Source organism: Paenibacillus sp. FSL F4-0097 (assembly GCF_038593125.1).
Classification (GTDB): domain Bacteria; phylum Bacillota; class Bacilli; order Paenibacillales; family Paenibacillaceae; genus Paenibacillus_AQ; species Paenibacillus_AQ odorifer.
The window spans coordinates 1,042,833-1,069,400 of sequence record NZ_CP151965.1; the positions used below are offsets into that span (position 1 = coordinate 1,042,833).

The 26,568-nt window shown below is 44.7% G+C and carries 21 protein-coding genes; 17 read left to right on the forward strand and 4 right to left on the reverse strand.

Going from position 1 to position 26,568, the window contains the following annotated elements:
* Window positions 1-54 precede the first annotated feature (54 nt).
* Both MHH86_RS04495 and MHH86_RS04500 read left to right on the forward strand, forming a co-directional pair.
* Entirely contained in the window at window positions 55-2,619 is a 2,565-nt protein-coding gene (locus tag MHH86_RS04495; protein ID WP_051491156.1) for a DUF4430 domain-containing protein, read from the forward strand.
* Between the two features lie 200 nt (window positions 2,620-2,819).
* Entirely contained in the window at window positions 2,820-4,526 is a 1,707-nt protein-coding gene (locus MHH86_RS04500; RefSeq protein WP_036680818.1) for a methyl-accepting chemotaxis protein, read from the forward strand.
* 1,100 nt (window positions 4,527-5,626) lie between these two features.
* Here MHH86_RS04500 and MHH86_RS04505 read toward each other — a convergent pair.
* Entirely contained in the window at window positions 5,627-6,763 is a 1,137-nt protein-coding gene (locus MHH86_RS04505) for a polysaccharide deacetylase (protein ID WP_036680820.1), read from the reverse strand.
* Window positions 6,764-7,249: 486 nt separating this feature from the next.
* On the opposite strand from MHH86_RS04505, the gene qoxA reads away from it, so the two are divergent.
* From qoxA to MHH86_RS04550, 9 genes are all read left to right on the forward strand, one after another.
* Complete coding sequence (gene qoxA, locus MHH86_RS04510; RefSeq protein ID WP_036680822.1) at window positions 7,250-8,269, forward strand: cytochrome aa3 quinol oxidase subunit II; 1,020 nt, start codon at window positions 7,250-7,252, stop codon at window positions 8,267-8,269.
* A 38-nt stretch (window positions 8,270-8,307) separates the two neighbouring features.
* Complete coding sequence (gene qoxB / locus MHH86_RS04515) at window positions 8,308-10,251, forward strand: cytochrome aa3 quinol oxidase subunit I (protein ID WP_036680823.1); 1,944 nt, start codon at window positions 8,308-8,310, stop codon at window positions 10,249-10,251.
* On the forward strand, window positions 10,248-10,844 hold the full coding sequence (qoxC, locus tag MHH86_RS04520; protein WP_036680826.1) for a cytochrome aa3 quinol oxidase subunit III: 597 nt from the start codon (window positions 10,248-10,250) through the stop codon (window positions 10,842-10,844). The genes qoxB and qoxC overlap by 4 nt, the downstream gene beginning before the upstream one ends.
* A gap of 4 nt (window positions 10,845-10,848) precedes the next feature.
* A complete protein-coding gene (gene qoxD, locus MHH86_RS04525) occupies window positions 10,849-11,139 on the forward strand; it encodes a cytochrome aa3 quinol oxidase subunit IV (protein ID WP_036680878.1) in 291 nt (96 codons plus the stop codon).
* A 964-nt stretch (window positions 11,140-12,103) separates the two neighbouring features.
* Window positions 12,104-12,493 carry a GntR family transcriptional regulator gene (locus MHH86_RS04530; RefSeq protein ID WP_036680827.1) on the forward strand — a complete coding sequence of 130 codons (390 nt, stop codon included), beginning with the start codon at window positions 12,104-12,106 and terminating at the stop codon, window positions 12,491-12,493.
* On the forward strand, window positions 12,486-13,388 hold the full coding sequence (locus tag MHH86_RS04535) for an ABC transporter ATP-binding protein (RefSeq protein WP_036680830.1): 903 nt from the start codon (window positions 12,486-12,488) through the stop codon (window positions 13,386-13,388). The genes MHH86_RS04530 and MHH86_RS04535 overlap by 8 nt, the downstream gene beginning before the upstream one ends.
* Complete coding sequence (locus tag MHH86_RS04540) at window positions 13,354-15,384, forward strand: hypothetical protein (protein WP_179088431.1); 2,031 nt, start codon at window positions 13,354-13,356, stop codon at window positions 15,382-15,384. Before MHH86_RS04535 ends, MHH86_RS04540 begins: the two co-directional genes overlap by 35 nt.
* A gap of 346 nt (window positions 15,385-15,730) precedes the next feature.
* Window positions 15,731-16,285 (forward strand): RNA 2'-phosphotransferase, encoded by a 555-nt coding sequence (locus MHH86_RS04545; protein ID WP_036680834.1) that lies wholly within the window; start codon window positions 15,731-15,733, stop codon window positions 16,283-16,285.
* A 39-nt stretch (window positions 16,286-16,324) separates the two neighbouring features.
* Window positions 16,325-16,846, forward strand: coding sequence for a mismatch-specific DNA-glycosylase (locus MHH86_RS04550; RefSeq protein WP_036680837.1), 522 nt, complete (start codon window positions 16,325-16,327; stop codon window positions 16,844-16,846).
* Between the two features lie 490 nt (window positions 16,847-17,336).
* On the opposite strand, the gene MHH86_RS04555 is transcribed toward MHH86_RS04550, so the two are convergent.
* Entirely contained in the window at window positions 17,337-18,272 is a 936-nt protein-coding gene (locus MHH86_RS04555) for an MraY family glycosyltransferase (protein WP_038568881.1), read from the reverse strand.
* Window positions 18,273-18,441: 169 nt separating this feature from the next.
* On the opposite strand from MHH86_RS04555, the gene MHH86_RS04560 reads away from it, so the two are divergent.
* Window positions 18,442-19,143 carry a YjjG family noncanonical pyrimidine nucleotidase gene (locus tag MHH86_RS04560; protein WP_036680840.1) on the forward strand — a complete coding sequence of 234 codons (702 nt, stop codon included), beginning with the start codon at window positions 18,442-18,444 and terminating at the stop codon, window positions 19,141-19,143.
* A 60-nt stretch (window positions 19,144-19,203) separates the two neighbouring features.
* On the opposite strand, the gene MHH86_RS04565 is transcribed toward MHH86_RS04560, so the two are convergent.
* Window positions 19,204-20,181, reverse strand: coding sequence for a ring-cleaving dioxygenase (locus tag MHH86_RS04565; RefSeq protein ID WP_036680842.1), 978 nt, complete (start codon window positions 20,179-20,181; stop codon window positions 19,204-19,206).
* 168 nt (window positions 20,182-20,349) lie between these two features.
* Here MHH86_RS04565 and MHH86_RS04570 point away from each other — a divergent pair, with 168 nt between their 5' ends.
* From MHH86_RS04570 to MHH86_RS04580, 3 genes are all read left to right on the forward strand, one after another.
* Window positions 20,350-21,156, forward strand: coding sequence for an AAC(3) family N-acetyltransferase (locus tag MHH86_RS04570; protein WP_051491157.1), 807 nt, complete (start codon window positions 20,350-20,352; stop codon window positions 21,154-21,156).
* A gap of 99 nt (window positions 21,157-21,255) precedes the next feature.
* Window positions 21,256-22,188: a manganese-dependent inorganic pyrophosphatase gene (locus MHH86_RS04575; RefSeq protein WP_036680844.1), complete on the forward strand. Its 933-nt coding sequence runs from the start codon at window positions 21,256-21,258 to the stop codon at window positions 22,186-22,188.
* A 204-nt stretch (window positions 22,189-22,392) separates the two neighbouring features.
* Complete coding sequence (locus MHH86_RS04580; RefSeq protein WP_036680846.1) at window positions 22,393-23,499, forward strand: Glu/Leu/Phe/Val dehydrogenase; 1,107 nt, start codon at window positions 22,393-22,395, stop codon at window positions 23,497-23,499.
* 134 nt (window positions 23,500-23,633) lie between these two features.
* On the opposite strand, the gene MHH86_RS04585 is transcribed toward MHH86_RS04580, so the two are convergent.
* The gene (locus tag MHH86_RS04585) at window positions 23,634-24,293 is read right to left on the reverse strand and encodes a peptidylprolyl isomerase (protein WP_051491160.1); all 660 of its coding nucleotides are present in this window, start codon (window positions 24,291-24,293) and stop codon (window positions 23,634-23,636) included.
* 210 nt (window positions 24,294-24,503) lie between these two features.
* Between MHH86_RS04585 and MHH86_RS04590 the strand changes: the two genes are divergently transcribed.
* Window positions 24,504-25,730 (forward strand): MFS transporter, encoded by a 1,227-nt coding sequence (locus MHH86_RS04590; protein ID WP_036680852.1) that lies wholly within the window; start codon window positions 24,504-24,506, stop codon window positions 25,728-25,730.
* A 129-nt stretch (window positions 25,731-25,859) separates the two neighbouring features.
* Window positions 25,860-26,549, forward strand: coding sequence for a helix-turn-helix domain-containing protein (locus MHH86_RS04595; RefSeq protein ID WP_076147889.1), 690 nt, complete (start codon window positions 25,860-25,862; stop codon window positions 26,547-26,549).
* Window positions 26,550-26,568: the final 19 nt, after the last annotated feature.

A 26,568-nucleotide genomic window follows, 5' to 3' on the forward strand; every position in this document is an offset into this window, starting at 1 on the left:
GTTATGCGTCTTATTCCCAGCAGTACCCATTCTTATACAGAAAGAGGTTAAACAATGAAGAAAATCATGTCTTCCAAGTTTGTAGCACTTGGGCTGGCCTTATTCATGGTCATTTCAATTCTAGGAACATCTCTTGCTCCGGCAGGACAAATATTTGCAGAAGCGAGCGCTGGCTCCGGTCTGGAAGCAACTGCTGCGGAGCGGATTAATGTTGCGGATGCGACTTATGCGGCTGCAGAATATCTCTTGAAAGGTGGCGTGCAATCGGATTGGCAAGCTATTGGATTAGCGCAAGCAGGATATAAGCTGCCAGCCAGTTACCATTCAGAGCTTGAGAAAAAAGTAAAGGATGCAGCTGGCAATTTCGCCAATGTAACCGATTATGCTCGAATCGTGCTCGCAGTGAGAGCGATTGGTGCAGATCCTACTAGCTTTGCTGGTAACGGAACGACTCCTGGCTATAATCTGATTGAGAAAATTTATAATAACAGCAAGCTCAGTGAACAGACGCTAAATAATCCGGTATATGCCTTACTTGCGCTGGATTCTGGTAAATATAATATCCCAAGTGACGCGAAATGGACGGCGGATAAGCTCCTTACGGAGATTCTCTCCAAACAGAATCCGGATGGGGGCTTTGCATTAACCTCGGGCGCAAGTGAGTCTGATATGACAGCGATAACCTTGACGGCTCTGGCGGCACATAAAAATAATCCTGAAGCCTACTTAGCAGGGCTACAAGCCGTAGCTTGGTTATCTGCAGCTCAAGATAGCCATGGGGGTTACGGTGACAGTGCTGAAAGTAGCGCACAAGCAATCCTTGGACTCACATCCTTCGGAGTTGATCCTAGTGGATTAGAATACACCAAAAACAAAGTGGATCTAATGGAGAACCTGCTTAGCTATCGTCTAGCTGATGGTAGCTTCACCCATAGCCGTGGTGGAAGCAGTAATGTTCTGGCGACAGAGCAAGGACTTCAGGCGCTGGTTGCGTATAATTTGCTGTATAAAGGAAGCAACAGTAAGCTATACGATTTTTCCAAATCCTCCGTTCAGAGCTCACTCATCTACGCTCCTGTAACGATTGAGGGACCACGGGCCACGTTGGCACAAGGGTACGCCTATGCTGGCAACGCACTTGGAGCGTTAGAGAAGCTGGCGCTTCAAACGAACTTGCCGATCACGAATCCTTCGGGCAGTTATGTGACTGGCATCGGAAGTATTGCTGCTGGAAGCTTTGGTGGTTATGACGGATGGATGTATGTTGTATCACGTGACGGAAAATGGATTAATCCCGATGTAGGCATGAGTGATTTTGTACTTAAAGATTCAGATCAGGTACTGGTTTATTATGCCGGAGATGACACTAAACTTGTGGATTCCGTTACCCTTTCCAAAGCAAATCTTAAAGAGGGCGATTCTTTTAACGTCATTGTAACTAGTAAGACGTGGAAATGGGACGCTGCTACGAACACTTCCTCTCCTGTAACTGCAAAAGCTGCGGGTGTTCAGGTCCAAATTGGAGCTCAGACGGTAACGACGAATGCTAAAGGTGAGGCCGTATTCTCAGGAAATGTGCCCGCAGGTGACTATACACTGACTGTAACTGGCTACCGCGAAGGTAAAGCGCCAACGGTTGCTAAATATACAAAAGCTATAAAGGTAATTTCTAAGAATGTAACAGCTTCACTTACCGTTGAAGGCCCGGAAGGATTGATTAGTGAAGGGACTTTAAAAGCCTCCAATGCTCTTGAAGCGTTGCAGCAACTAGGGTCTACCGATGATTTTAAAGTAGATATCACCAAATCGTCTTATGGCAACTTTGTATCAGGTATCCATGGAGTTTCGCAAGGTACTTACGACGGATGGTGGAGCTTCGTAGTATCACGCGGCGGGGAGTGGATATATCCAAGTGTGGGTATGGATGCGTTCGAACTACAGGAATCCGATCGTGTGCTTGTCTATTATGCAGGTGAAAATACACAGGTTATAGATTCTGTGGCGCTTTCCCCAACGCAGCCAAAAGCTAATGAAGCTTTTACCGTAAAGGTTTCTCAGAAAAAGTGGGTGTGGAATCAGGACAGTTTCACTTCTGATCCGGTTACCTCACCAGCAGCAGGTGTGCAGGTTTCGATTGGTGATAAGAAGGTAATCACGAATGAACAAGGTGTAGCTGTTGTTGATGGGGGTCTCCCGGCAAATAGCTATACAATGACTGTTACCGGCTATGCTAAAGACAGCGTACCGAGCGTAGCGCGTTATACTCAGTCTCTGACTGTTGGATCGTCTGTTATTGCTCCAGCTAAAGCTACCGCTACCCTTTCAGTGATTGGAGATAGCCGGAAGGGAACCATCCTAGCCAGTACAACAGTAGCTCTAAAAGAGGGCGAAACGGCTTATAGCTTACTAGTCAGTCAATTAGGCACTAAGGTAGTATCATCCGGCAACGCTGGAAGCATCTACGTGAAGTCTATTGACGGGTTGGCTGAATTTGATGAAGGCCCAAGCAGCGGATGGAAGTATAAAACGAACCGGGATGCTGATCCAAGCATAAGTGCAGACAGCTATATTTTGCAGAACGGTGATACTTTATATTGGTACTATACCTCTGGAGAATAAGGAAGAGGATTGATTAGGCGGGTACATGGATTCGGAGTAACTAACGGATCGGGTGCCCGCCCTTTTTATATTTGGAGGAAAGTCGTTTTATGACAATATATACTTTTATTCGACACAATATTCAAAAAATCATCAAACTCTTAGCCCTTCCGACCGATAAAAATAGATAGATCATAAGATAATGCGAAGGCGGAGTGTAGATGAAAAATTTGAAAGTGAAATACAAAATAGGGCTGCTTTTGGTATTCGCTGTAATCATGGTGAATGTTGTAGGGGGCATAGGCATCATCACGATGACCCGAATGGCCGAAAAGACAAATGAGACATATAATGAAAATTTATTGCCTGTTTCTTACGTGGGGCAGATGCGTACGAATAATCGGGCTATTGAATCCTATCTTTTGGAGCGTTTGATTAGCGTTGATGCCAGCAAAAACAAAGAACTTTCTGAGAGTATCCAAGTGAAGGTTCAGGATAACAATGAACTTATGAACAAGGTGAAAGCGATTCAGTATAATGATCCTGCTATTGTAAGTAAAATCAAAGAGTATGAGTCCTTTTTGCCAGATTATCGCGCACAGCGGGACAACATTATAAAGATTGCTGATAGTAATCATAATCAAGAGGCCTATCGAGTATTTTCAGGCGAGTTTAACGATTCCCGTGAAAAAATGATCAACCTACTTAAAGGAATTAGTGATTCGTTGCTTAAAGATGCTGATGAACACAATTCAGATTCCATGGCAACCGCTAAAAGCATGCGGGTAAACAATACCATAATGATTACGTTCGCCTGTGTGATTTGTATCGTGATTAGTATTGCAATCATTCGACTGATAACAAAACCCCTTAAAGAACTGCAAGGAATAATGAAGCGGGCAGAAAATGGAGATTTGACCGTAATAGCAACGTACACTGCCAAGGATGAGATCGGCCAAATTAACAGTTCATTTAACAATATGCTGCAGGGCTTGCGGAAGATGATGCAAGGGATTGCAGAGAGTGCGGAGCTGCTGTCAGCTTCATCGGAAGAGATGAGTGCAAGCGCTGAGCAGACCTCATTGGCTTCACAAATGATCGCTGTATCTTCTGGAGAGATTGCCGCGGGTTTTGATGAACAGACAGAGAGCATTAACAATACAACACGTTCCATAAAAGCAATGACCAATGATATTGCAGCCGTAGAGGGCAGCAGCTATGAAATGTCGGATCTAATGGGCGTAGTTTCCGGTTCATCGGATCGTGGAGTAGAGGCTGTAGACCAAATCATTGTGCAGATGAAGGAAATTGACCTCAGTGTAACTCAGAGTCAGGAGATTGTTTCTAATCTGGGGACATTGTCACAAGAGATTAATACAATTATTACAACGATTAACGGTATTGCTACACAGACGAATCTGCTTGCGCTCAACGCTTCTATAGAAGCAGCACGGGCCGGTGAGCATGGACGGGGATTTGCTGTAGTTGCTGGAGAAATTCGTAATCTGGCGGAAGCAACTAGAAATAGTTCTTTGCGGGTTACAGATATTATTACACATATCCAAAAGCAAACCGAAAGCGCAGTAGAATCCATGGCTTTGGGTACTGAGCTAGTCACCAATGGCGTAGTTCAAAGTCATCTGGTATCTCAAGCTTTTCATGAGATTCAGACTTCCATTAAAGAAGCTACCTTACAGACAGCCGAAATTAGAGAAGCGGTTGCTCATGTAGCCATGGAATCACAAGGTGTGGCAGCAGCTATGGAACAGGTCAACGTTATATCTAGTAAAGGGGCGGAGGGTGTTCAGGACACAAGTGCAGCGAGTCAGGAGCAACTATCCGCAATGGAGGAAATGTCGGCTTCAGCTCAGTATTTAGCGGTGCTGGCAGAAGATCTGCAAAAAATATTGTCCAGCTTCAAACTATAGAGCTTCATAATAATGTTAAAAAAACAGCAGAGCAGCGGTTCTCCAGTAACGGAGATCGCTGCTCTGCTGTTTGTGGTTTTAGCAGATTGGGAGCAAGCGCGAGCCAGTTGGTCTCAGTTGGTCAAGGGGGATAGATGTAAGCGGACTCAGCAGCTCAGGAGCGGATAGATGTAAGCTGGTCTCCGTAGGTCAGGAGCGGATAGACGTAAGCTGGACTCAGTAGGTCAGGAGCGGTTAGACGTAAACTGGACTCAGTAGGTTGCGGGCAAACATATGCTATGTGGGCTCCAGCGACAACAGTGGCAAGACGAAGGGAAGGAAACAATAAAAACCTTGGAGATGATACCTCGTACCCTGTACCCTGTACCTCGTAACTCGTAACCCGTACCCCGTACCCCGTACCCCGTACCCCGTACCCCGTACCCCGTACCCCGTAACCCGTAACCCTATTGTCCCCGGCTGTTCTCTAGTTTTTTAAACACACTATCTACTTGATATTCCCCAGTTTAATGTCATCTGGGTCCGATAATGTGGGCTTATGCTTACCCCCACAGGCTATCGGACACAGCCGCCGCTATTTGCACATTTATCGCCTTTGTAGCAAAGTTTCGGACTCCAGTGCAGCTATTGGTGTGGAAAACGCTGATAACGGGTGGTTTTTGCACCAATAGCGGCTATGATGTCCGATAGCGTCCGAAATATAGCTAAATCCAGCAATTAAGGTCATGTGGGTCCGATAGCGTGGGCTCATACTCATCCCCACTGGTTTGCGGCTTGGAAGCGGAGTATCGGACACAGCAGCCGCTATTTGCCCATTTATCGCCCTTGGAGCGAAGTTTCGGACACCAGCGCAGCTATTGGTGTGGAAAACGCTGGAAACTAGTGTTTTTTGCACCAATAGCGGCTATGGGGTCCGATAGCACCCGAAACAGTGGCAAATCCAGCAATTAAGGTCATCTGGGTCCGATAGAAAAACTCGGGAGCGCGAATGTGATCGGATTAAATAAAAATTAGTTTTTAGATCAAGACCTGAAAAAAAGAGGGCATCCCCACAGCTAGTTCACAGCTGTGGGGATGCCCTCTTGATTTTTAATAAAAACTCAGCGTGTATCCTTCCAGAAATTCAGAGGTTTCAGATCTGAGCTAATTACGTGGAATGTATATCCTTCTTTTTTCAATGACTCTAAAATACGAGGAAGCACTTTAAGTGTAGCCTTTTGATCATGCATCAGAATAACTGGATTGGTCTGCGATTTCTGCAGCTTATGAACCTGATTCATAACCGAATTATAGATCGTCGTACTAGCATCCTTGTATTTCCAATCCTCAGAGTCCACGTTCCAATCCCACAGATGATAACCTTGAGCCAACACTTTATCTCTAAAGGTCTTTGTGAAATAAGGTTTGCTTCCATAAGGAGGACGAATTAGTGTGGTGCTTTGACCTGTAATCTTTTTCAAAATGGCGTTATCGTTATCCATCTCACCCAGTGCAGCGGCAGGTGAAGCATAAAACTTCTCTTTCCGGTGCGTCATTCCATGCAATGCGAGACCATGCCCTTCATTCGCAATCCGTTTCACTTGCGCAGTATGCTGGTTCATATTCGGTCCGATCATGAAAAAAGTTGCCTTCGCATCATATTTTGCCAAAATATCAAGCAATGTAGAAGTAGTGGCCGTTGGTCCATCATCAAAGGTGAGGTATACGGTCTTACCTTGCTTCCCAACAGTTGGCGTAGAAGTTCCAGGAGTTGCGGTTGGCTTCATTTCCTTTTTAAATTTACTCACAAATGTTGCATCATCTAATGTAGCTGAGCCATCTTTTACACGCAATAAATTTTGATCTGCTTTAAAGGAAATTCCGAAACCAAGATAAGAAGTCAATTTCAGTGGAACCATTGTTTTTCCGTTTTTCAGAAATGTACTCATGGATATGGTCTTTCCATCGCTTAGAGTAGCTGTTGCATGATCATTCAGCAGTTTGATTGATCTGTTCTGACCTGTAACTTTTATCCCATCACTCACTCCAGTTAGCGTTAACTTAAGTTCCTGTGACAGATCACGTAGAGGAACGTAATAGGTATCTTTTACCGAAACTGCTTCAATAGTTGTTAACTTATCGTTCACACCTAACCTAAGGGAGCCTGCACCTGCTGCATTCACTGAATCTATCGCTCGTATTGATCCAGAACCTATGAATAATACGATTAATAATAGCCATACTTTCTTTAAAGACATCGTCAAAAATCTCCTATCTATGTATATTTGTCTATTACCTTATCATACATTGATAGAATGAAATTTGAGAGATTGTAACCCCCAGCAGAATAATTTGTTACCTTTTAGTAGTTAACTGTGATTTCAACCACAATCATAAAAAGCACGTAACTCCGGCTAAATACTGACGCATCAACAAAAATGGTTAAAATAACCCCGTTTTGCGCAAAATAGATGTGTCCAAATTAGCAACTTTAGTAAACTATTGAACAAAGTTTGAACGGAATTTTTCAACCCATAAACAGCGCCGTTACAGTGATCTTTATCATACTATTAGAAACTTGTAACGAATTGATCACACATATTTAACTTGTTCGCCATTATTAAGGTCTTTTTTAGATTAAATGGAAAAATAAGTCTTTTGCTTTCTTCCCCATAAATTCTTACTATATATAAAGGTTAATGTTGAGGGTTAATAAAAGAAGTATTGAAGGAAGGAGCTTAAGCATGAACAAAAAGGGACCGTTATACGCTTTATTTCTCAGCCTAATTTTACTCTTGCCAGGATGCAGTTCAATCGCTGTTCTGAATCCGAAGGGGCCGGCTGCAAGAACTTTATCTGACACGATCATTCTCTCCATTGTTATGATGCTCGGTGTTCTGGCAGTTGTCTACATCTTATATGTCTTCGTGCTTCTGAAATACCGTGCCAAAAAAAGCAACGAAGATTATATTCCTCCTCACGAGGAAGGAAACAAATGGCTGGAGGCTATCTGGATTACCATTCCGATTATTATCGTGGCATTCCTCTCCGTAGTCACCGTCAAAACAACAGTAGATGTAGAAAATGTTGCAGCGGATTATAAAGATCAGAAACCGCTTGTAATCTATGCTTCCTCCTCTAACTGGAAATGGCATTTCAGCTATCCAGAAGAAGGGATCGAAACAGTAAACTACGTTAACATTCCAGTTCACCGCGCTGTAGAGTTCAGATTGTATTCTTTCGGTACGATCTCAAGTCTTTGGATCCCACAATTGGGAGGACAAAAATACGCGATGAGCGACATGATCACAACCCTGCATCTTTCAGCTGATACTGTAGGTTCTTATGTCGGAAGAAATGCGAACTTTAATGGTAAGGGCTTTGCCCACATGGAGTTTGAAACACTTGCGATGACAGATAAGGATTATCAGGAATGGGTGAAAGACGTTAAAGAAACGGCGGGTCCACTGACGGAAGATGAATTTAAAGGTCTTTTGGAAATGGAACATGTCGGACGTAAAACGTATACGAATACTCACTTATCCTTTAGCCCGCCTCCGGGAAGCCATGGTGACCATATGAGTAATGGTGGCACTGAAATGGATACGGATAACGGAAGTATGGAGCATCAGGATAATAAAGAAATTCACCCGACTCCAGCACCATCCAGTGAGACGGAATTCAACACCGAGCCTAATCCAGAACTGGATGAGCCGACACCTAGTTCTCCATTAGAAGAGAGCACAACACATGACGGACACTAGTCAATGTTAATTGAACAACTTGAAAGGAGCGATTCCTAATGGATTGGGATAAATTTAAGGTCCACGGCGAACCCTTGATATACGGAGCTATGGCAAGTATTGTTCTGGCTACGATCGGGATTATTGTCGGCCTGACCTATTTTAAAAAATGGGGATATTTATGGCGCGAATGGTTGACTACTGTTGACCACAAACGTATTGGGATTATGTATATCCTCGCAGCATTGCTTATGCTTTTCCGCGGCGGCGTTGACGCTATTATGATGAAGCTGCAAACAGCAGCCCCGGACATGAAATTTCTTGACGCACAGCATTATAACGAGGTATTTACAACACACGGCTTGATTATGATCCTTTTTATGGCCATGCCGTTTATTATCGGTCTGATGAATGTTATCGTTCCGCTGCAAATCGGCGCTAGAGACGTTGCCTTCCCGCGTCTGAACGCTGTCAGCTTCTGGCTCTTCTTCTTTGGAGCTATGCTGCTTAACATTTCGTTTGTTATCGGGGGATCGCCAGATGCTGGTTGGTCCGCATATTTCCCGCTAGCAAGTCTAGAGTTCAGTCCAACGGTGGGTAATAACTATTACTCGCTCGCACTACAAATTTCAGGTATTGGTACGCTCATCACAGGCGTTAACTTTATTGTAACGATTCTGAAAATGCGTGCACCAGGCATGAAGTTGATGAAAATGCCGATGTTTACTTGGTCCGTATTGATCACCAACGTAATTATCGTATTCGCATTCCCTGTGCTTACGGTAGCACTTGCGTTGATGATGTTCGACCGGCTGTTCGGCTCTCAATTCTTTACGATGGCCAATGGCGGTATGGATATGTTATGGGCCAACCTTTTCTGGGTATGGGGTCACCCTGAAGTATATATCGTTGTCTTACCGGCATTCGGTATTTATAGTGAAATTATCGCCACCTTCTCTAAAAAGAACCTGTATGGATATACATCCATGGTATTCAGTATGTTGATCATTTCTCTCTTGTCCTTCTTAGTATGGGCTCACCATTTCTATACAATGGGTCAAGGTGCTATGGTTAACAGCTTCTTCTCGATTACAACCATGGCCATTGCCGTACCAACAGGTGTGAAAATATTTAACTGGCTATTCACCTTACGAAAAGGGCGAATAACCTTTACGACACCTATGCTATACACCCTGGCCTTTATTCCGATCTTTACGATTGGTGGGGTAACAGGTGTCATGCTGGCTATGGCCAGTGCCGATTACCAGTACCATAATACGATGTTCCTGGTTGCCCATTTCCACTACGTTCTTATTCCAGGTGCGGTCTTCGCCGTTATCGCAGGGTTCCATTACTGGTTCCCTAAAGTATTCGGTTTCCGTCTGAATGAACGTCTTGGCAAGCATGCCTTCTGGTGGATTATTATTTCCTTTAACGTATCGTTCTTCCCGCTGTTTATTCTCGGACTTAAGGGTATGACCCGTCGACAATACACATATTCTGCGGACACTGGATTCGGCCCGCTGAGTATGGTTTCATTTGTAGGTGCGATCGGTCTCGCGATTGGATTTGTAATCCTGGTTTATAACATTTACTGGAGTACTCGTTACGAACCAAGAGATACTGATGGCGACCCATGGGATGCACGTACTTTGGAGTGGGCAACGAAAAGCCCGATTCCAGCTTACAACTTCGCAGTGGTTCCAAATGTAAAAACACGCGATGCATACTGGTCTGCTAAACAAGATAAAGTACCACTTTTTGAAGATAAGATTACTAAGATTCATATGCCTAGCAACACAGGAAAACCATTTATTCTGGGTGTTATCTTCTTCATCGCAGGGTTCTCTCTGGTCTTCAGTCTTTGGATTCCAGCGATCCTCTCTGGAGTAGGTATCCTCATTGTTCTAGCTGCTATGTCCTTTGATCGGGATCACGGATTCTACATCCCAGCAGAAGAAGTTATTGCTACTGAAAAGAAATTGCGGGGTGAGACAGTATGAAAATAGATGCGTCTAAGCCGCTTGAATACTCAACAGAAGAGAATAGTAATAAAATCTTTGGCTTCTGGGTTTTTCTAGGAGCGGAGATTGCACTGTTCGCTACGTTGTTCACTGTTTACTTTGTAATGGTAGACCGTTTTGCCAGCGGCCCTAGCGGGCCGGAGCTTTTCGAAATTGGTCCGGTGATGATCGAAACATTGCTGCTGCTGACAAGTTCGTTTACGATTGGTCTTGCGGTTCATGCCATGCGGCATGGTTACCAAAAAGCCATGATGGTCTTTTTCGGACTAACCCTTCTAATGGGTCTCGGCTTCCTTGGGATCGAAATCATGGAGTTTGTCACTTATGTTCACGAAGGGGCTACACTTCAAACCAGTGGTTTCCTATCCAGTCTCTTTGTACTGCTGGGAACACACGGAGCTCACGTATCGTTCGGGTTCCTGTGGGGTGCGGCTATTCTAATCCAGTTGAAGCGTCAAGGTATTAATCCGGCTACGGCCAATAAATCCTTTATCTTCTCGCTGTACTGGCATTTCTTGGACGTTGTCTGGATCTTTATTTTCAGCTTCGTCTATCTGAAAGGACTGATGTAGCATGATGAAGCAATTGTTTCCAATTCGCCATGTGATGGGTTTCTTAGCCTCTCTTGTCCTTTCTGTGGCTGCACTTGCTGTAATCTACCTTGATCTATCCAACACTGCGAACATGGCAATCCTGCTTGTTACAGCCCTCATTCAGGCTTCCTTGCAGCTCTTCCTGTTCATGCATATTGGTGAATCAGCAGATACCAAGAAAGAACTTTACATCAATATCGCCTATGCCTTATTCGTTGGTTTAGTTACGATATTCGGTACGCTCTTCATCTTCGTATGGGGCTGGTATGCTTAATTACAGTAACTAATACTCAAAGGGACGTCTTCTATGCCTAAATGGCTTAGGGACGTCTCTTTTTTTTGGTTTACTTAGGAGGTTTGTTGTAGCGGATGCCCGGAAATGAGCATCTTCCCAAGCAATAGCTGCACTGGAGTCCGAAACTTCGCTCAAAAGACGAAAAATGTGCGAATAGGGTCATCTAGGTCGAAAACCACGGGGGTTAAGATGGCTCGGCGCGATCGGACTCAGATGACCTTAAAAGCGGAAATCAGCGGCTTTTGAGTCCGAGAGCCCCGTGAGACAAGGGTGGCTCGGCGCGATCGGACTCAGATGAGCTTAAAAGCAGGAATCAGCGGCTTTTGGAGTTGTAACAGACCCCAAAGCCGCTATTGGTGTGAAAAACGCGCAAAATGAGCGCCTTTCTAGGCAATAGCTGCACAGGAGTCCGAAACTTCGCTCAAAAGACGAAAAATGTGCGAATAGGGTCATCTGGGTCCGAAAGCTAGCGGGGATAAGGAGGCTCGGCGCGATCGGACTCAGATGACCTTAAAAGTGGGAATCAGCGGCTTTTGGAGTTGTAACGGACCCCAAAGTCGCTATTGCCTAGAAAAACGCGCAAAATGAGCGCTTTTCTAGGCAATAGCTGCACATGAGTCCGAAACTTTGCTCAAAAGACGAAAAATGTGCGAATAGCGTCATCTGGGTCCGAAAGCCACGGGAGATAGGGGGGCTTGGCGCTGTCAACCTCAGGTGAACTTAAAAGCAGGAATCAGCGTCATTTGTGTCCGAAAGCCACGGGGATGAGGATGGCTCGGCGCAATCGGACGTAATTTTGATTAATAACAAGGGATAGATAGATCCCCAAAGGATAATCTTGGGGATTTTTTGTTGACATATAAATCAAACTGTATTAATAATAGTAGTACAGTTAATACACATCAAAATGGATTTAATGCAAGATAGTGGAAGGAGGAAGGTTATGTTCGAACTGGACGTTCGTAGTCGGAAGCCGATTTATGAGCAGCTGACCGATAAGGTCAAGGAGATGATTCTGCATGGTATTTTGCAGACGGATGAACAGCTACCTTCTGTAAGGACTTTATCCCAGCAGCTAACCGTGAATCCCAATACGATTCAGAAGGCTTACCGTGAATTGGAACGTGAGGGGTATATCTATTCATTACAGGGGAAAGGAAGTTTTGTAGCCCCGATGAAAAAAGAACAAAATGCGATCAAAAAAGCGGAAGTCCGGAATGAGTTGCTGAGGCTGATGGCGGAGGCGGTATACCTTGGGTTCACCGCAGCTGAGATTAGTTCTTTGTACCAACAAGTGGAGAAGCAAAGAGAAGGAGGGAAGAGTGATGATTGAGATTCGAGGAGTCAGCAAGTTATTTCAAGGCGAGAAGGCAGTCGACGATATCTCTTTAACGGTACATAAAGGAACAATTTATGGGCTGCTCGGCTCTAATGGCGCGGGCAAAACTACGCTGCTCAAAACATTGGCGGGCATCTACTCTCCAGATAAGGGGACCGTGCGGGTGGATGGTGAAGCAGTATTCGAACACCCGACGACTAAGCAACGGGTTATTTTTATGCCGGATGCTCCTTATTTTTTCCCACAATCGACCATGCTGCAAATGGCGGCCTTCTATCGCTCGATTTATCCGAGCTGGAATCAGAAGCGTTTTGAAGATTTGGGAACCGTATTTCAGCTCGATAAAAAGCGCAAACTCAGTCGTTTCTCCAAAGGGATGCAGCGGCAAGCGTCATTCTGGTTGTGTTTAAGCTGTATGCCGGATGTGCTGATTATGGATGAACCGATTGACGGATTAGATCCGGTGATGCGGCGTCAGATCAAAAACCTGCTATTCCAGGAGGTTGCTGAACGCGAGCTGACGGTAATCATATCTTCGCATAACCTTCGTGAGATTGAAGATCTGTGCGATCATGTCGGGATTATGCATGGTGGGAAGATGTTGATTGAGAAGGATCTGGATGATCTTAAGGCGGATACACATAAGATTCAAGTGGCGTTTCGGGATGAACGGCATGAGATTCCGTTAGCTGCCAAGTTACAAGTTCTGCATCAAGAGCGCCGGGGAAGTGTGAACCTATATATTGTAAAAGGGGATCGTGAACGGATCAAAGCGGCTTTTCAGGTGTACGAGCCATACGTATTCGATTTGCTTCCATTGACGTTAGAAGAGATTTTTATTTATGAAATGGGGGATGTCGGATATGACGCGCAGCCATTACTACTTTAATAGCAGTATTTTTCGCCAGAACTTCCGCCAGCATGGCTGGATAGGGATTATATATGCACTCGGCTTATTATTCGCTCTTCCATTGCAGCTCTTCATGAGCAACAATCCGGATGCAAAACCGCAGGAAATTGATCATTTATTTCGCATAGCTGGTAGTGTGCAAGCCTTATTTATCATTACGATCCCAGTTGCCGCAGTACTATTCTTATTCCGATACCTTCAGGCAAAATCACCCGCAGATCTTTGGCATAGCCTGCCTTTACGCAGAGAGCATTTATTTACAGCTCATCTGACGAGTGGACTTACCTTACTGTTGCTGCCTGTTTGGTTAACTGCTGGGGTGGTTGACGTTATTAAGCCATGGAGTGGGAATTTTTATATTTTTCAAGGCGCAGATATTTGGCAATGGTGTATCACAGTTAGTATTCTGACTTTGTTCCTCTTCTGCTTTAGTGTTTTTGTGGGAATATGTACGGGCCAATCTATTCTTCAGGGAATTATCATTTATATTTTGCTTATTCTTCCTGCTGTACTGATCTCATTAATCCACAGCCATTTAGCCATGTATCTTTATGGTTATGCAAATGCAAATTCTAACTTGCATGATTCCAATTCGCAGATATGGTCTCCTTTTGTTCATATCGTGTATTATTTTACCGGCAAACCCTTCACCAATACAGAATTATGGATTTATGGGGTATTGGCACTTCTATTTATTGGGTTGTCCTACCTGTTATACCGTAAGCGTAATACGGAAAAAGCGGGTCAGGCTATTGCTTTTGGATATTTCAATCCACTGTTTAAAGCAGGGGTAATGTTATGTGCCATGCTTATTGCCGGTAATTATTTTGCGCAAATGAAGCAACAGCAAATGGGCTGGGTGATTAGTGGATATGCCATCGGAGCCATTATTGGTTATGTTGCCGCAGAAATGATTGTTCGGAAAACATGGCAGATTATGACGCGTAAAGTGGTAGCCGAGTTTGCAGTTTATGCAGTAATGTTGGGATTACTTCTGTATATCCCGGTATCAAGTGTTACGGGGTATGAAGCCAGAGTGCCTTCCGGTGATAAGATTAGCGGAGTATATATGGGAGCTAACTACCGGTTGTATACCCCAACGGATGATTTGTACACTACACCCTACATGGGGCAGAACCCTTTTTCCGATGATAAAGATTATATAGAAGCTGTCCGTAAACTTCATCAAACGGTAGTTGCAGTACGTCCAGATCATACGTCACGACAATATGTTTATGAATATTTTACTCTGGCTTATCAATTGGAGAACGGCGACAAGCTAGTGAGGGAATACTGGATCCCTAAAAAGGGGTTTGAATCAGAGCTAAAAGCGGTTAAGGATACCGAAGCTTACAAGTATGAAAAGTATAATTTAGCTCTCTTAGACAAAGACCTGGATTTTATGTGGGTTACTAACAGGAATAAAAAAGTAGCCATCTCGGATCCCGGGGAAATTTCAGAGCTAAAGCAGATTATCAAACGCGAAATTTCGAATATGTCCTACGAAGTACAGATAGATAAGGACGGAAAACCTGATGTGGCTAATATCCAAGTAGAGGTAAAGGTAAAAGAGAACAGTAATCAAGTTTCTACAGATTATGGTTATTATTATCCGTGGAAGTCAACTTTTCATGAGTTAGAGAAATGGATGAATGAAAAAGGTTATGCCGATAAAATACGAATAACAGCTGAAGATATCCAATCGGCAGAGATTATAAAAGATGATTATATGGATGAGAAAACACCTAAGAACCCTACTAGTCCTGAACAAAGAGTAGCGCTTGCACGTGAAAAGAATCGTACGGCTGTTACGAAGGATAAGGTTTTATTAACAGATGTTTTGGACCATCATTTCAATTATGGTGTTGAGAATGGCAACTACATTGTGAAGTTGATGTACAAAGAGGGTTATAGCGATTTTGTAATGTTAAAAGAATCAGATATGACGCCCGAATTGAAAGCATTGCTGAAATAAGCTAAGAATAAGGTAAGTAAAAGATTACAGAAGATAAAAGACTACTGGTTGACATAAACTGGATAGTTGGAATATGCTTTTGGAGATAGGTTAAGGATGAAATGGGACTTTCAGGTCAGCCTCAGAGCCAGTATATTCGTTCCGGTAAAATAACATCGCTGTATTAACTGGTAAGGAGTTCTGTATTTAGGTGAAGCCCGACCATGGACGAAAGAGTCCATGGTCTTTTTTTACATATTTAGAGGTAATACATGGATGTGCGATTGCTGTAATGCCTCTGGAGTCTGCTTCGGCAGATCTTTTACTGTAGAATAATATAAATAGGGAACATTGAGGTGGAAATATAATGTTAAGCAATACAGCGGAAGTGTCGTTAAGTAAATTTATGACTAAGCTGCTTCGGCATACCCCGGAGCAATATGGTCTTATTTTGGATCCAGAGGATGGTTCCTGTAGGTTGAATGATTTGCTGTCTGTTATTGTCAGCACTCCTAGATGGTCAGAGGTGACTGTGGGAGATATTCGGCAAGTGGTCGCAGGCTGCGACAAGCAACGATTGGAAATCGTTGATGACCGGATCAAAGCCCGGTACGGGCATAGCCATACAAAAATCACTTATGAGCCGGGGACTCCGCCTGCTGTACTTTTTCACGGAACTCATTCTGGTGTGCTTTCTGTGATTTTGGAGGAGGGACTCCAATCGATGGGACGGCAGTATGTTCATTTGTCTGAAGGGACTCATTTTGCCAGTTTAGCCGGAAGTCGCAGAGGGAAATTGATATTGTTAACCGTTGATACGATTAGAGCGGGTCAAATGGGTGCAACCTTTTATAATGCGGGTAATAAGGTTTGGTTGGCAGGTCATATACCGCCTTCATGTCTTAAAGTGTATACCCCGTAAGTTGAACTAGATCGACGTTTGGTTAGGAGGCATAATAACATGGATGAAATTCCAGATCACTTAGATCACGGATTACAGATTGTATTTATTGGGTTCAACCCTAGTATCCGTTCTGGTGAGGTAGGACATCATTACGCGAATCCGCGGAATAATTTTTGGAGAATATTACATCAGTCTGGACTTACTCCCCGGTTGTATGATGCGTCTGAGGACGGGGACTTGCTAAAGCTGGGCTATGGGTTTACAAATATTGTTGCCCGTCCCACACGGGGAATCGACGATATTACTCGTGAAGAATACCAGGAGGGTCGTGAATTGCTTCGCTCCAAGCTGGAGAAATATCGGCCTCAAGTCGCCTGTTTTGTAGGTAAGGGTGTGTATACAGAGTTTAGTCGCAGAACAAAAGCTAACTGGGGATTTCAAGGGGGCGAGCCTCCAAAGGTAGATGGTGTCCGTGAATTCGTTGCACCCTCTTCTAGTGGATTAGTTAGAATGCCGATGGGAGAGATCATTGGAATTTATCGCAGATTAGCCGAGTTTACGCAAGAGAACGATGGGTGATTGATGTATTTGGAGTTAGGGTGCTAAAGGACACAGGAGTCGCTAAAAGTAACAAATCACTCTAATTTGCGTGCTATCGGACTCCAATGCAGCTATTGGGTAGAAATAGACTGAATATGAGTCCATTTTGGGTAGATAGCGTCTCTGGAGTCCGAAATCACCACTAAATGGCCGCAAATCCACGAATAACGGCGACTGAGTCCGTAAGAGTAAAAGCTGCGGAGTTGGCCATGGATCTACGTAGATTCCGTAGATCCCGTAGATCACCGTAGATCACCGTAGATCACCGCAGATCACCGTAGATCCCGTAGATCCCGTAGATCCCGTAGATCTCGCAAGCTCTGGCAAACTATCGCATCTTAGCTATCTCTCGCTACTCTAGAATACCCTCAAACACAAAAAGAGCAAGATTCCATATCGGAATCTTGCTCTTTTTATAACTTCAAAGGGCAGTCTCAGTATATGAGACATGCCCTTAGTCCCTAATACATTAGGTCTCAATCAGCAGCAGAATGATAGAGGATAAGGATAGACAAACACTAATCAGGCATAGCACGGCAACGACCTGCTTCTGGTTCAGGCCTGCCCGAAGCAGGCGGTAATGAGCCTGGGTGGCATCGGCTTGATAAATGGACTTGCCTTGGATGAAACGTTTGACTACGACAAAAATGTTGTCGAAGATCGGTACGCCCAGCGCCAGAATAGGGATGAACAGCGACAGGACGGTGGCTTGCTTGAACGCGCCGTCGAGTGCGATTACCGCAAGGATGAAGCCGAGAAAGGTTGCCCCGGCGTCGCCCATAAAGATTTTGGCGGGCGGCTTATTGTAGCGCAGATAAGCAAGCGTAACGCCAATCAGCGAAATTGCCATAATGGCAGATGAGGATTGACCCTTCGCCAGTGCGACTACGAATAACGTAACCGCCGAAATGGCCGTCAAGGCACCAGCTAGACCGTCCATGCCATCCGAGAAATTAATAACAGTGGTTACGCCGAAGATCCAGATAATCGTCAGCAGAAACGATAGAATGACTGGCAAAATGATATAATCACCTGAAAATGGATTGTAAAATCCGGTAAAGGCGTTGCCAGAAGCATAAACCAGGATCGCTGCGCTAACTTGTACAATTAACTTGGGCAGAGCTGGGAAATCTTTGCCCTTCGTTTTGTACCAATCATCCACCGTGCCTATGGTCAGCAACAGTACTCCACCAACAAATAATGCGACAGTCTCCATGGAGAAATCACGCGCGAACACCAGATAAGTAACAAAAAATCCGAGAAATATTGCGTAGCTGGCCGTTAGCGGAATGGGCTCTCTATGAATTTTACGCTCAACGTCCTGCCGAGGCTTGTCCACAAAATCAAGCCGAAAAGCAAGCTTGCCGAGCGGCGGAATTAGAAAGTAGACGATAAGAAATGACATTAGAAATGATAAAACGTATAAAATGACGCTCACCACCGTTTTCTTTTTAAAATACCACAGATCGATTAAATCTACCTTAAAAAAGTAAAATTTTGTCGTGAGAGGTGTGAAGTTGACTTGCCAGCATCGCTGTAGTACCTTGTTGAGAAAAGCTCTTTGGGGGATATTTATGAAATACGATGTTATTTTATTTGATGCCGACGATACGTTGTTTGATTATGGAATGGCAGAAAGTCACGCGTTGTCTAATGCCTTTCTACACTTTGGGATGCCCACAGGTGCAGCAGATTATGCTGCCAGTTATCAAGAGATTAACCACGCATTGTGGAGGGATTTAGAACAAGGAAGGATTTCATCTGCGGCGCTGCGGGTAGAGCGGTTCAATCGGTTGTTTGCTGCACATGCGCTTGAGCTTGATCCTGAATCATTTAGTGAGGCGTATCTACGTTTCTTAGGCGAAGGAACCTTTCTGATGCAGGGAGCGATCGAGCTATGCGGAGAGCTTGCAGAGTGCCGCCTGGCGATTATCACGAATGGAATCAAGGATGTGCAAACTTCCAGAATCCAAGGCTCGCTGCTGAGTGATACATTTGAGCAGATCATTATCTCAGAGGAGGCAGGATGTCAGAAGCCAGAGACCGGGATTTTTGATTACGCTTTTGCCAAATTGGGGATTGAGGATAAAGAAAAAGTATTGATTGTGGGTGACTCCTTAACCTCTGATATTCAAGGCGGAATTAATTATGGGATTGATACCTGCTGGTTTAACCCGCTCGGTAAGATTAATGAGTCCGGCGTTCAGCCAAAATACGAAATTCGAAACCTCTCGGAGCTACTAGATATTGTAGGGAAAGCTACTAACCTTCAATAAAAAAATAAGGTGTGAGCGCATAAGCGTCTCACACCTTTTATTTAGTAACCTGAAAGAGGTTTATTGCCGAGTATCCAGCGGCTTCAGATACGCCTCGATTTGCTGGCGTTTCGATTCCAGAAATGGCGGCAGCGCAAGCGATTCACCTAAACTTTCCATAGGCTCATCTGTAGCAAAACCTGGTCCGTCTGTAGCTAGCTCGAAAAGGATGCCGTTAGGCTCACGGAAATAGAGGGAACGGAAGTAGAAGCGGTCGACGAAACCGGAATTAGGAAGCTGTGCCTGGCGGATGTGTTCGATCCATTGCTTCAATTCGTCTTCATTATCGACGCGGAAGGCGACGTGATGCACCCCGCCACGTCCCAAATGCTCTTGATCCAGATCATTGCGTTCCTCCAGATGTACCTCAGTGCCTGACCCGCCTTCACCGGTCTCGAATACGATCACATCTGGCTGACCGGCAACTGTTGAAGGGTAGGTTCCTATACGGCGGAAGCCAAGCAACTGCTCCAGCACCACCGCTGTATGTTCTGCACTTTCGACTGTGAGATGTGCGGGTCCTAAGCCTACAATGCCATATTGGGCAGGCACTGGGCTTTTAGCCCAAGGAGTACCGCCGGCAACACCGTTATTATTTTCGTCGGATACGAGAATGAAACGTTGGGTCTCGTGATCGCGGAAGGATAAAGTCTGGCGTCCACCAAGTACCTGTATCGTCCCATGCTCCACGTTAAGCTCGGTGAAGCGTTGCTCCCAGTAGGTAAGTGCGGCATCGCTTGGGACTCGAAGGGAGAGGGCGGAGATACTGTTATTGCCCTCGCGGTTGCGGCCCGCCATCGGAAGCTCAAAAAAGGTTAATTCAGTTCCGGGATTGCCCTTCTCATCTCCATAGAATAAATGGTACACTGAAATATCATCCTGATTTACTGTTTTTTTAATGAGACGAAGTCCGAGTACCTCTGTATAGAACTTAAAGTTCTCCTGTGCTTTGCCAGTAATAGCTGAGACATGGTGAAGTCCTTTTAACGTTAAACTCATGGTAGTTACCTCCGTTTAAATGCTTAGGGTTTGTGGATTATTTTTAATATCGATAGAATTATTGGTGAATATTATTAAGTTACTATAATTTTAATAGTAATAACAAACTTTTGCAAGTGGATATTAATGTTTCATGAAATTTAATTCATACATAAGGAGAGAGTATAAGTGCACACAACAACAAGCTTGATGAAACAATTACAGGAGTTGGAGATTGATCCACGGGGGACCATTCTAGTTCATTCCTCGTTAAAAAGTGTTGGCGAAGTAGAAGGAGGTGCGAACACGGTGCTGGATGCACTCAGCGAATATATGAAGGACGGGCTGCTTGTTTTGCCAACGCATACATGGGCTTATATTAATGCGGATAATCCACGCTTCTCTGTTCAAGATTCCCCATCTTGTGTTGGGATATTACCGGAGCTGTTCAGAAAACGTCCGGGCGTTGTTCGCTCTTGGCATCCGACTCATTCTGTAGCGGCTTTGGGTGTTGATGCTGAGGCGTTTACTGCAGGGGATGAACGTTGGGATACGCCATGCGCCCGTGGTTCAGTGTGGGGCAAGCTGCTTGATCGTAAGGCGGAAATAGTACTGCTGGGCGTCGATCTGCGGCGGAATACGTTCATTCACGGTATTGAAGAGTGGGTGGATATTCCGGGCAGAATGACGGATAGTCATGAGGAATTATATACTGTGACGCCGGGTGGCGATGAAATCATGGTGCCTTCTCGCAGACATTGTGGTCTCTCTTGGTCGGAGCATTTTTGGAAAGTGGAACGTGAGCTTGAGGAAGGCGGTGCCATGCGTAAGGGGAAGTTCGGGGATGCGCTAGTTAGAGTGTGTGGAACAGTAGAAACGACGGATATTTTAAGCCTGATGCTAAAAGAGAATCCTGATCTTTTCTCCGATAATGAACCGCTGCATGGTGAGTCCAAACCAGATCCGCTTCCAAAGACCAGACGTGAACAACCATAGGTGGGAGAGGCTAAACCAATTTTTCAGCCCGCACAATCTGGAAGCCGCTATCAATGTATGGTATATTAATCTCACTAAAACATAGTAAGGAGATTGGAAATGGAAAAAACATTGGTCTTTGGACACAAAAATCCGGATACGGATACTATTTGTTCGGCAATTGCTTATGCAGCACTCAAAAAAGAATTAGGCTGGGATGCTGAGCCAGTTCGTCTGGGAGACGTTAGTGGTGAAACGCAATTTGCGCTTGATCATTTCGGAGTAGAGGCTCCTCGTCTGGTAGAGAACGTAGCTGGAGAAGCTAATCAGGTTATTCTTGTTGACCATAATGAACGCCAACAAAGTGCGAATGACATTGATCGAGTGCGTGTAGTTGAAGTTATCGACCATCACCGGATCGCTAATTTTGAGACCGCACATCCGTTATACTATCGTGCTGAGCCAGTAGGCTGTACTGCTACTATTCTTAACAAAATGTATAAAGAAAACGGTGTAGCTATCCCTAAAGACATCGCCGGATTGATGTTGTCTGCAATCATTTCTGATTCCTTGCTGTTTAAATCTCCAACCTGCACCGCTGAAGATGTAGCTGCAGCACGCGAATTGGCTGAAATCGCTGGTGTAAATGCAGAAAGCTACGGCCTTGATATGCTGAAGGCTGGTGCTGATCTTAGCGACAAGAGTATCGCTCAACTGATCTCCTTGGATGCTAAGGAATTCAAAATGGGTGAATACAAAGTAGAAATCGCCCAGGTGAACGCGGTCGACGTTAATGATGTACTCTCCAAGCAGGCTGAACTGGAAACTGCACTGACTTCCATTATTGCTGAAAAAGAATTGGATCTGTTCCTGTTCGTAGTTACAGATATCCTTAACAACGATTCGGTGGGTCTGGCTCTGGGCCGTGTTGCAGGTGCAGTAGAACAGGCGTACAACGTGAAGCTTGATGACAATAAAGCCCTTCTTAAAGGTGTAGTATCCCGTAAATCACAAATCGTACCGGTACTTACAGAGACGATTGCTAAACTGTAAAGCATTTTGACAGTTGTCTATGAGAGTAGATTGGATAAAACGAGCTCATGCCCCATCAGTTGTTAAGATGGTGACATGAGTTCTTTTTGTTTTACGGCGTATTCTGCTACAATATTTTGGGAGGGGATCCAACTGATCCTCTTCTAATTGCATGAACTTTGAACCAGCATGAGGAATATGACAAAGGGATAGGGGATATTGGAAATGGAATTGTTTGGAGCATTGGAACGGGACGACTACGAGGAATTATTATTTTGTCAGGATAAGGCATCGGGATTAAAGGCGATCATCGCGATTCATGACACGACACTGGGACCAGCACTGGGTGGAACACGGATGTGGACCTACGCTACGGAAGAGGAAGCTATTGTTGATGCGCTTCGATTAGCAAAAGGGATGACCTATAAAAATGCAGTATCCGGCCTGAATTTGGGTGGTGGGAAAACAGTAATCATTGGAGATCCCAAGAAGGATAAAAATGAAGCCATGTTCCGTGCTTTCGGAAGATACATACAAGGTTTAAATGGACGGTACATAACTGCTGAAGATGTAGGGACTACGGAAGAGGACATGAACATTATTTATCAAGAGACAGATTATGTTACTGGCACCTCACCTACGTACGGTTCTTCGGGCAATCCGTCACCAGCAACGGCTTACGGTGTTTACCAAGGAATGAAGGCAGCCGCTAAAGCCGCCTTTGGCAGCGATTCACTCGAAGGGAAGACGGTAGCTGTTCAAGGTGTGGGGAACGTGGCCTTTACACTGTGCAAACATCTTCATGAAGAAGGAGCACAGCTTATCGTAACGGACATCCATAAACCAGCCGTTCAACGTGCAGTAGAGGCCTATGGCGCCAAGGCTGTAGATCCAGGCGATATCATCAGTGTAGATTGTGATATTTATGCTCCTTGCGCTCTTGGAGCGACAATTAACGATGAATCCTTACGGGTAATCAAGGCGAAAGTGATTGCAGGAGCTGCTAATAATCAGCTGAAGGATTCCTCGCATGGTGATGCACTTCATGAGATGGGGATTGTATATGCTCCAGATTACGTGATTAATGCAGGTGGCGTCATTAATATTGCGGACGAGCTGAACGGCTATAATAAGGAACGTGCCTTTAAGCAGGTGGCGAAGATTTACGATAATATTACCCGCGTAATGGAAATTTCCCGTTTGAACGGAATACCTACTTATGCCGCTGCGAACCAGCTTGCAGAGGACCGGATAGCGCTATTAAGAAATAGCCGCAGCACCTTCCTGCGTAATGGTCAACATGCACTTAGCAGAAGATCGCTGCGGGGATAAGCTGTAAAAAAACTCGGCAAGCTCCATCCGATTACAACTTCGGAGGGACTGCCGAGTTTTTTATGTTCTTTTATTTCTACAAGAAACGTTTATCCTCTTTCGAGGAGGGTAACGTCGCTTCTGCTTATTCCTAATTACTGAACCTTTTGGGGTTCTGGGTAAGTGACGCCGAAGGTGTCGACCGTCACCTTTTTCATTACTGGTGGCTCATCTGGACGATCAGAACCGTCACGAGGCAGGCTCACAATTCTTTTTACAGCTTCGATACCTTCGGTTACTTTACCAAAAGCGGCGTAGCTTCCATCTAGACTAGGGTAAGCTGCATCCATAATAAAGAACTGGGAACCGGCAGAGTCAGGAGCCTGTGATCTTGCCATGGATAGAACACCTTCTGTATGCAGAAGGTTATTGGTGAACCCGTTGCCAGAGAATTCTCCGGCGATACTGTAACCCGGGCCTCCCATACCTGTGCCATCAGGGTCGCCGCCTTGAATCATAAAGTCAGGAATTACTCTATGGAATATAGTGTTATCATAAAATCCTTTTTGAATAAGTGAGATGAAATTGTTTACGGTGTTAGGGGCAACCTCAGGATATAGCTCAGCTTGGATGATATCCCCGTCTTCCATTTCAATGGTTACTAAGGGATGACTTGCCGTAGCTGAAGGAACGCCTTCAGTTGGGGCTGCACCTTCCCCAGGTGCTGATCCGCTGCTTCCATTATTACTGCTTGCATTGTTATTGTTTGGTTTGTTACCGCAACCTGCCGCAATAACCATGACCAGGCATAACATGATCAGAAGAATAGCGGATTTTGTTCGTGTAGACTTCACTAAATAATCTCTCCTTTTTATTGAATAATCTCGTAGGTACTTCCCATAATACCTCCTTTGTCCTATTACATGCAAAGGTCAGTTATGACTTCTGGGATTGGCACATCTTAAAAAGAAGTTTACAATGGTAGGATGTTTCCAAAGAGAACATCGAGAAAGGATGTGCATAGGATGCTCTTTTCGTGGAAGCGGAATTTGATCGTGCTTTGGATAGGGGTTTTCTTTTGTAGTACAGCTTATTCGATCTCGATTCCCTTCCTTTCCATTTTTTTGAGCGACGAACTTGGGGTTTCAAATCATTTGGAGATTTGGTCAGGGGTTAGTTTTGGAATAACCTTTCTTGCCAGCGCTTTAATCTCTCCCTATTGGGGTTCGCTAGCCGACAAGTATGGTCGGAAACCGATGCTTATTCGCTCGGGTTTTAGTCTGGCAGCTTTATACCTTATTAATTATTTTGTACATGATCCTTATGTTTTTTTGATTGTGCGTGTGCTGCAAGGACTGCTTGCCGGTTTTGTTCCAGCAGCTATTGCAATGGTAGCCACCAATACCCCTGAGCATAAGACGGGGTACGCTTTAAGTATTATGTCTACAGCCGGAGCTACAGGTAGTATTATTGGGCCATTAATCGGCGGTGTAGTGAGCTATTATACCAGCAACCGGATTGCTTTTTTATTCTCGGCGGGTATTGTACTTATCTCAGCGCTCATTGCTACTTTTTTTGCAAAAGAGGAGAACTTCGACCGTTCGGCTCCAAGGTCACATGTAAGTGATGATATCAGGGAAGCGAGAAGTAACCGAGCCTTTATTACTTTGCTCTCGCTGGCGGGAATCAGTACCTTCTCCGTTATGATTCTGGAACCGTTAATCCCAATTTATCTACTGGACATGGGGATCTCCAAAAATAGTGCCTCGCTAAGCTCGGGAATAGTGTTCTCTGCTGTGGGGATTGCTACGGTGCTGATGGCTCCGCAGTGGGGCAGAATCGGCAGCCGAAAGGGCTTTGGGATGATCTTATTTATTGGACTGATCGGGGGCGGCATCGGTAATATACTACAGTTTTTTGTTTCGGGCTATGTAGAGTTCGCTATCCTTCGCTTTGCTTACGGCTTGTTCTATGCAGGTGTGCTGCCGTCAGTGAATGCCATGATTGTACAAGTAATTGAGCCGGGATTCCGTGGACGGGCCTTTGGCCTGAATCAGGCGGCATCTCAGCTTGCGACGATGGCTGGACCGATTATCGGCGGCTTATTGGGCGCGGTTATTCCAATTCGCTGGGTGTTTGTAATCAATGGAGTGATGCTGCTGGTAGCAGCGATATTGGTTAAGACCCGCAAGCTGGAAGCACAAATCGCCGCTGCTCGTCCCGCAGAACAGCCAACAACGATGCAGGGTTAACTGCTAACTCAATGAGCATGTCGTTATTTAGAAACAACATAAAGCCGCCGGGCTCATGATAAGCTCCCATCATAGTAGACAGTAGAAAAAACAAAAACTTCTACTGCTACAATGATGGGAGTTTTTCTAATGTCTAATAGAAGTCCAACATCTTTAAAAGTAAAATTACATGTCGTAAGGCTGTGCCTTGAGCACAAGTCAAATCCAAACTATGAGGCAAAGCAGCTAGGTCTTAGTTCACACACAGTTAGAGAATGGATTAGGAAATATAAAGCAGATGGTTTGGACGGGTTGAGAGAATCGAGAACATGGAAATCATACCCAAAGGAATTGAAGCTTGCTGCTGTTAACGAAGTGTTGTCTGGTCGTTGCTCCGTTGAAGAGGTGACAAACAAGCATTATATTTCAAGCAGAAGTGTTTTGACAAAATGGATTACCAAGTATACTAATGAGATAGAATTGAAACCTACACATACAGGAAAAGGACTATCTCATATGAACCAAGGACGTAAAACAACTTTCGAAGAACGCATTGAAATTGCACAATATACCATCGCTAATGGATTGGATTATCAGAAAGCGATTGAAAAGTACGGAGTATCTTATCAGCAAGTTTACGCATGGGTTCGGAAATATCAAGTTGGCCGCGAGGAGGCTCTTCAGGACAATCGCGGTCGCAAAAAGCCTGTAGAAGAACTAGATGAGCATGACCGCCTTAAACTACGGATTAAAGAGCTAGAAGCGCGAAATGAATACCTAGAGATGGAGAATGACTTCGCAAAAAAGTTGGCGGAGATCAAGCGACGAAATACACGCTAACCCTCGTTCGACAAGTAAA

Excerpts from the sequence above, each read along its gene's own strand:
- MHH86_RS04550 (WP_036680837.1), top strand. The coding sequence starts at position 16,325 with ATGGATGAAATTCCAGATCACTTAGATCACGGATTACAGATTGTATTT.
- MHH86_RS04495 (WP_051491156.1), top strand. The coding sequence starts at position 55 with ATGAAGAAAATCATGTCTTCCAAGTTTGTAGCACTTGGGCTGGCCTTA.
- qoxD (WP_036680878.1), top strand. The coding sequence starts at position 10,849 with ATGAAGCAATTGTTTCCAATTCGCCATGTGATGGGTTTCTTAGCCTCT.
- MHH86_RS04545 (WP_036680834.1), top strand. The coding sequence starts at position 15,731 with ATGTTAAGCAATACAGCGGAAGTGTCGTTAAGTAAATTTATGACTAAG.
- qoxA (WP_036680822.1), top strand. The coding sequence starts at position 7,250 with ATGAACAAAAAGGGACCGTTATACGCTTTATTTCTCAGCCTAATTTTA.
- MHH86_RS04595 (WP_076147889.1), top strand. The coding sequence starts at position 25,860 with ATGTCTAATAGAAGTCCAACATCTTTAAAAGTAAAATTACATGTCGTA.
- MHH86_RS04535 (WP_036680830.1), top strand. The coding sequence starts at position 12,486 with ATGATTGAGATTCGAGGAGTCAGCAAGTTATTTCAAGGCGAGAAGGCA.
- MHH86_RS04530 (WP_036680827.1), top strand. The coding sequence starts at position 12,104 with ATGTTCGAACTGGACGTTCGTAGTCGGAAGCCGATTTATGAGCAGCTG.
- MHH86_RS04565 (WP_036680842.1), bottom strand. The coding sequence starts at position 20,181 with ATGAGTTTAACGTTAAAAGGACTTCACCATGTCTCAGCTATTACTGGC.
- MHH86_RS04505 (WP_036680820.1), bottom strand. The coding sequence starts at position 6,763 with ATGTCTTTAAAGAAAGTATGGCTATTATTAATCGTATTATTCATAGGT.
- qoxC (WP_036680826.1), top strand. The coding sequence starts at position 10,248 with ATGAAAATAGATGCGTCTAAGCCGCTTGAATACTCAACAGAAGAGAAT.
- MHH86_RS04585 (WP_051491160.1), bottom strand. The coding sequence starts at position 24,293 with ATGTTATGCCTGGTCATGGTTATTGCGGCAGGTTGCGGTAACAAACCA.
- MHH86_RS04555 (WP_038568881.1), bottom strand. The coding sequence starts at position 18,272 with ATGTCATTTCTTATCGTCTACTTTCTAATTCCGCCGCTCGGCAAGCTT.
- qoxB (WP_036680823.1), top strand. The coding sequence starts at position 8,308 with ATGGATTGGGATAAATTTAAGGTCCACGGCGAACCCTTGATATACGGA.
- MHH86_RS04580 (WP_036680846.1), top strand. The coding sequence starts at position 22,393 with ATGGAATTGTTTGGAGCATTGGAACGGGACGACTACGAGGAATTATTA.
- MHH86_RS04540 (WP_179088431.1), top strand. The coding sequence starts at position 13,354 with ATGTCGGATATGACGCGCAGCCATTACTACTTTAATAGCAGTATTTTT.
- MHH86_RS04575 (WP_036680844.1), top strand. The coding sequence starts at position 21,256 with ATGGAAAAAACATTGGTCTTTGGACACAAAAATCCGGATACGGATACT.
- MHH86_RS04500 (WP_036680818.1), top strand. The coding sequence starts at position 2,820 with ATGAAAAATTTGAAAGTGAAATACAAAATAGGGCTGCTTTTGGTATTC.
- MHH86_RS04590 (WP_036680852.1), top strand. The coding sequence starts at position 24,504 with ATGCTCTTTTCGTGGAAGCGGAATTTGATCGTGCTTTGGATAGGGGTT.
- MHH86_RS04560 (WP_036680840.1), top strand. The coding sequence starts at position 18,442 with ATGAAATACGATGTTATTTTATTTGATGCCGACGATACGTTGTTTGAT.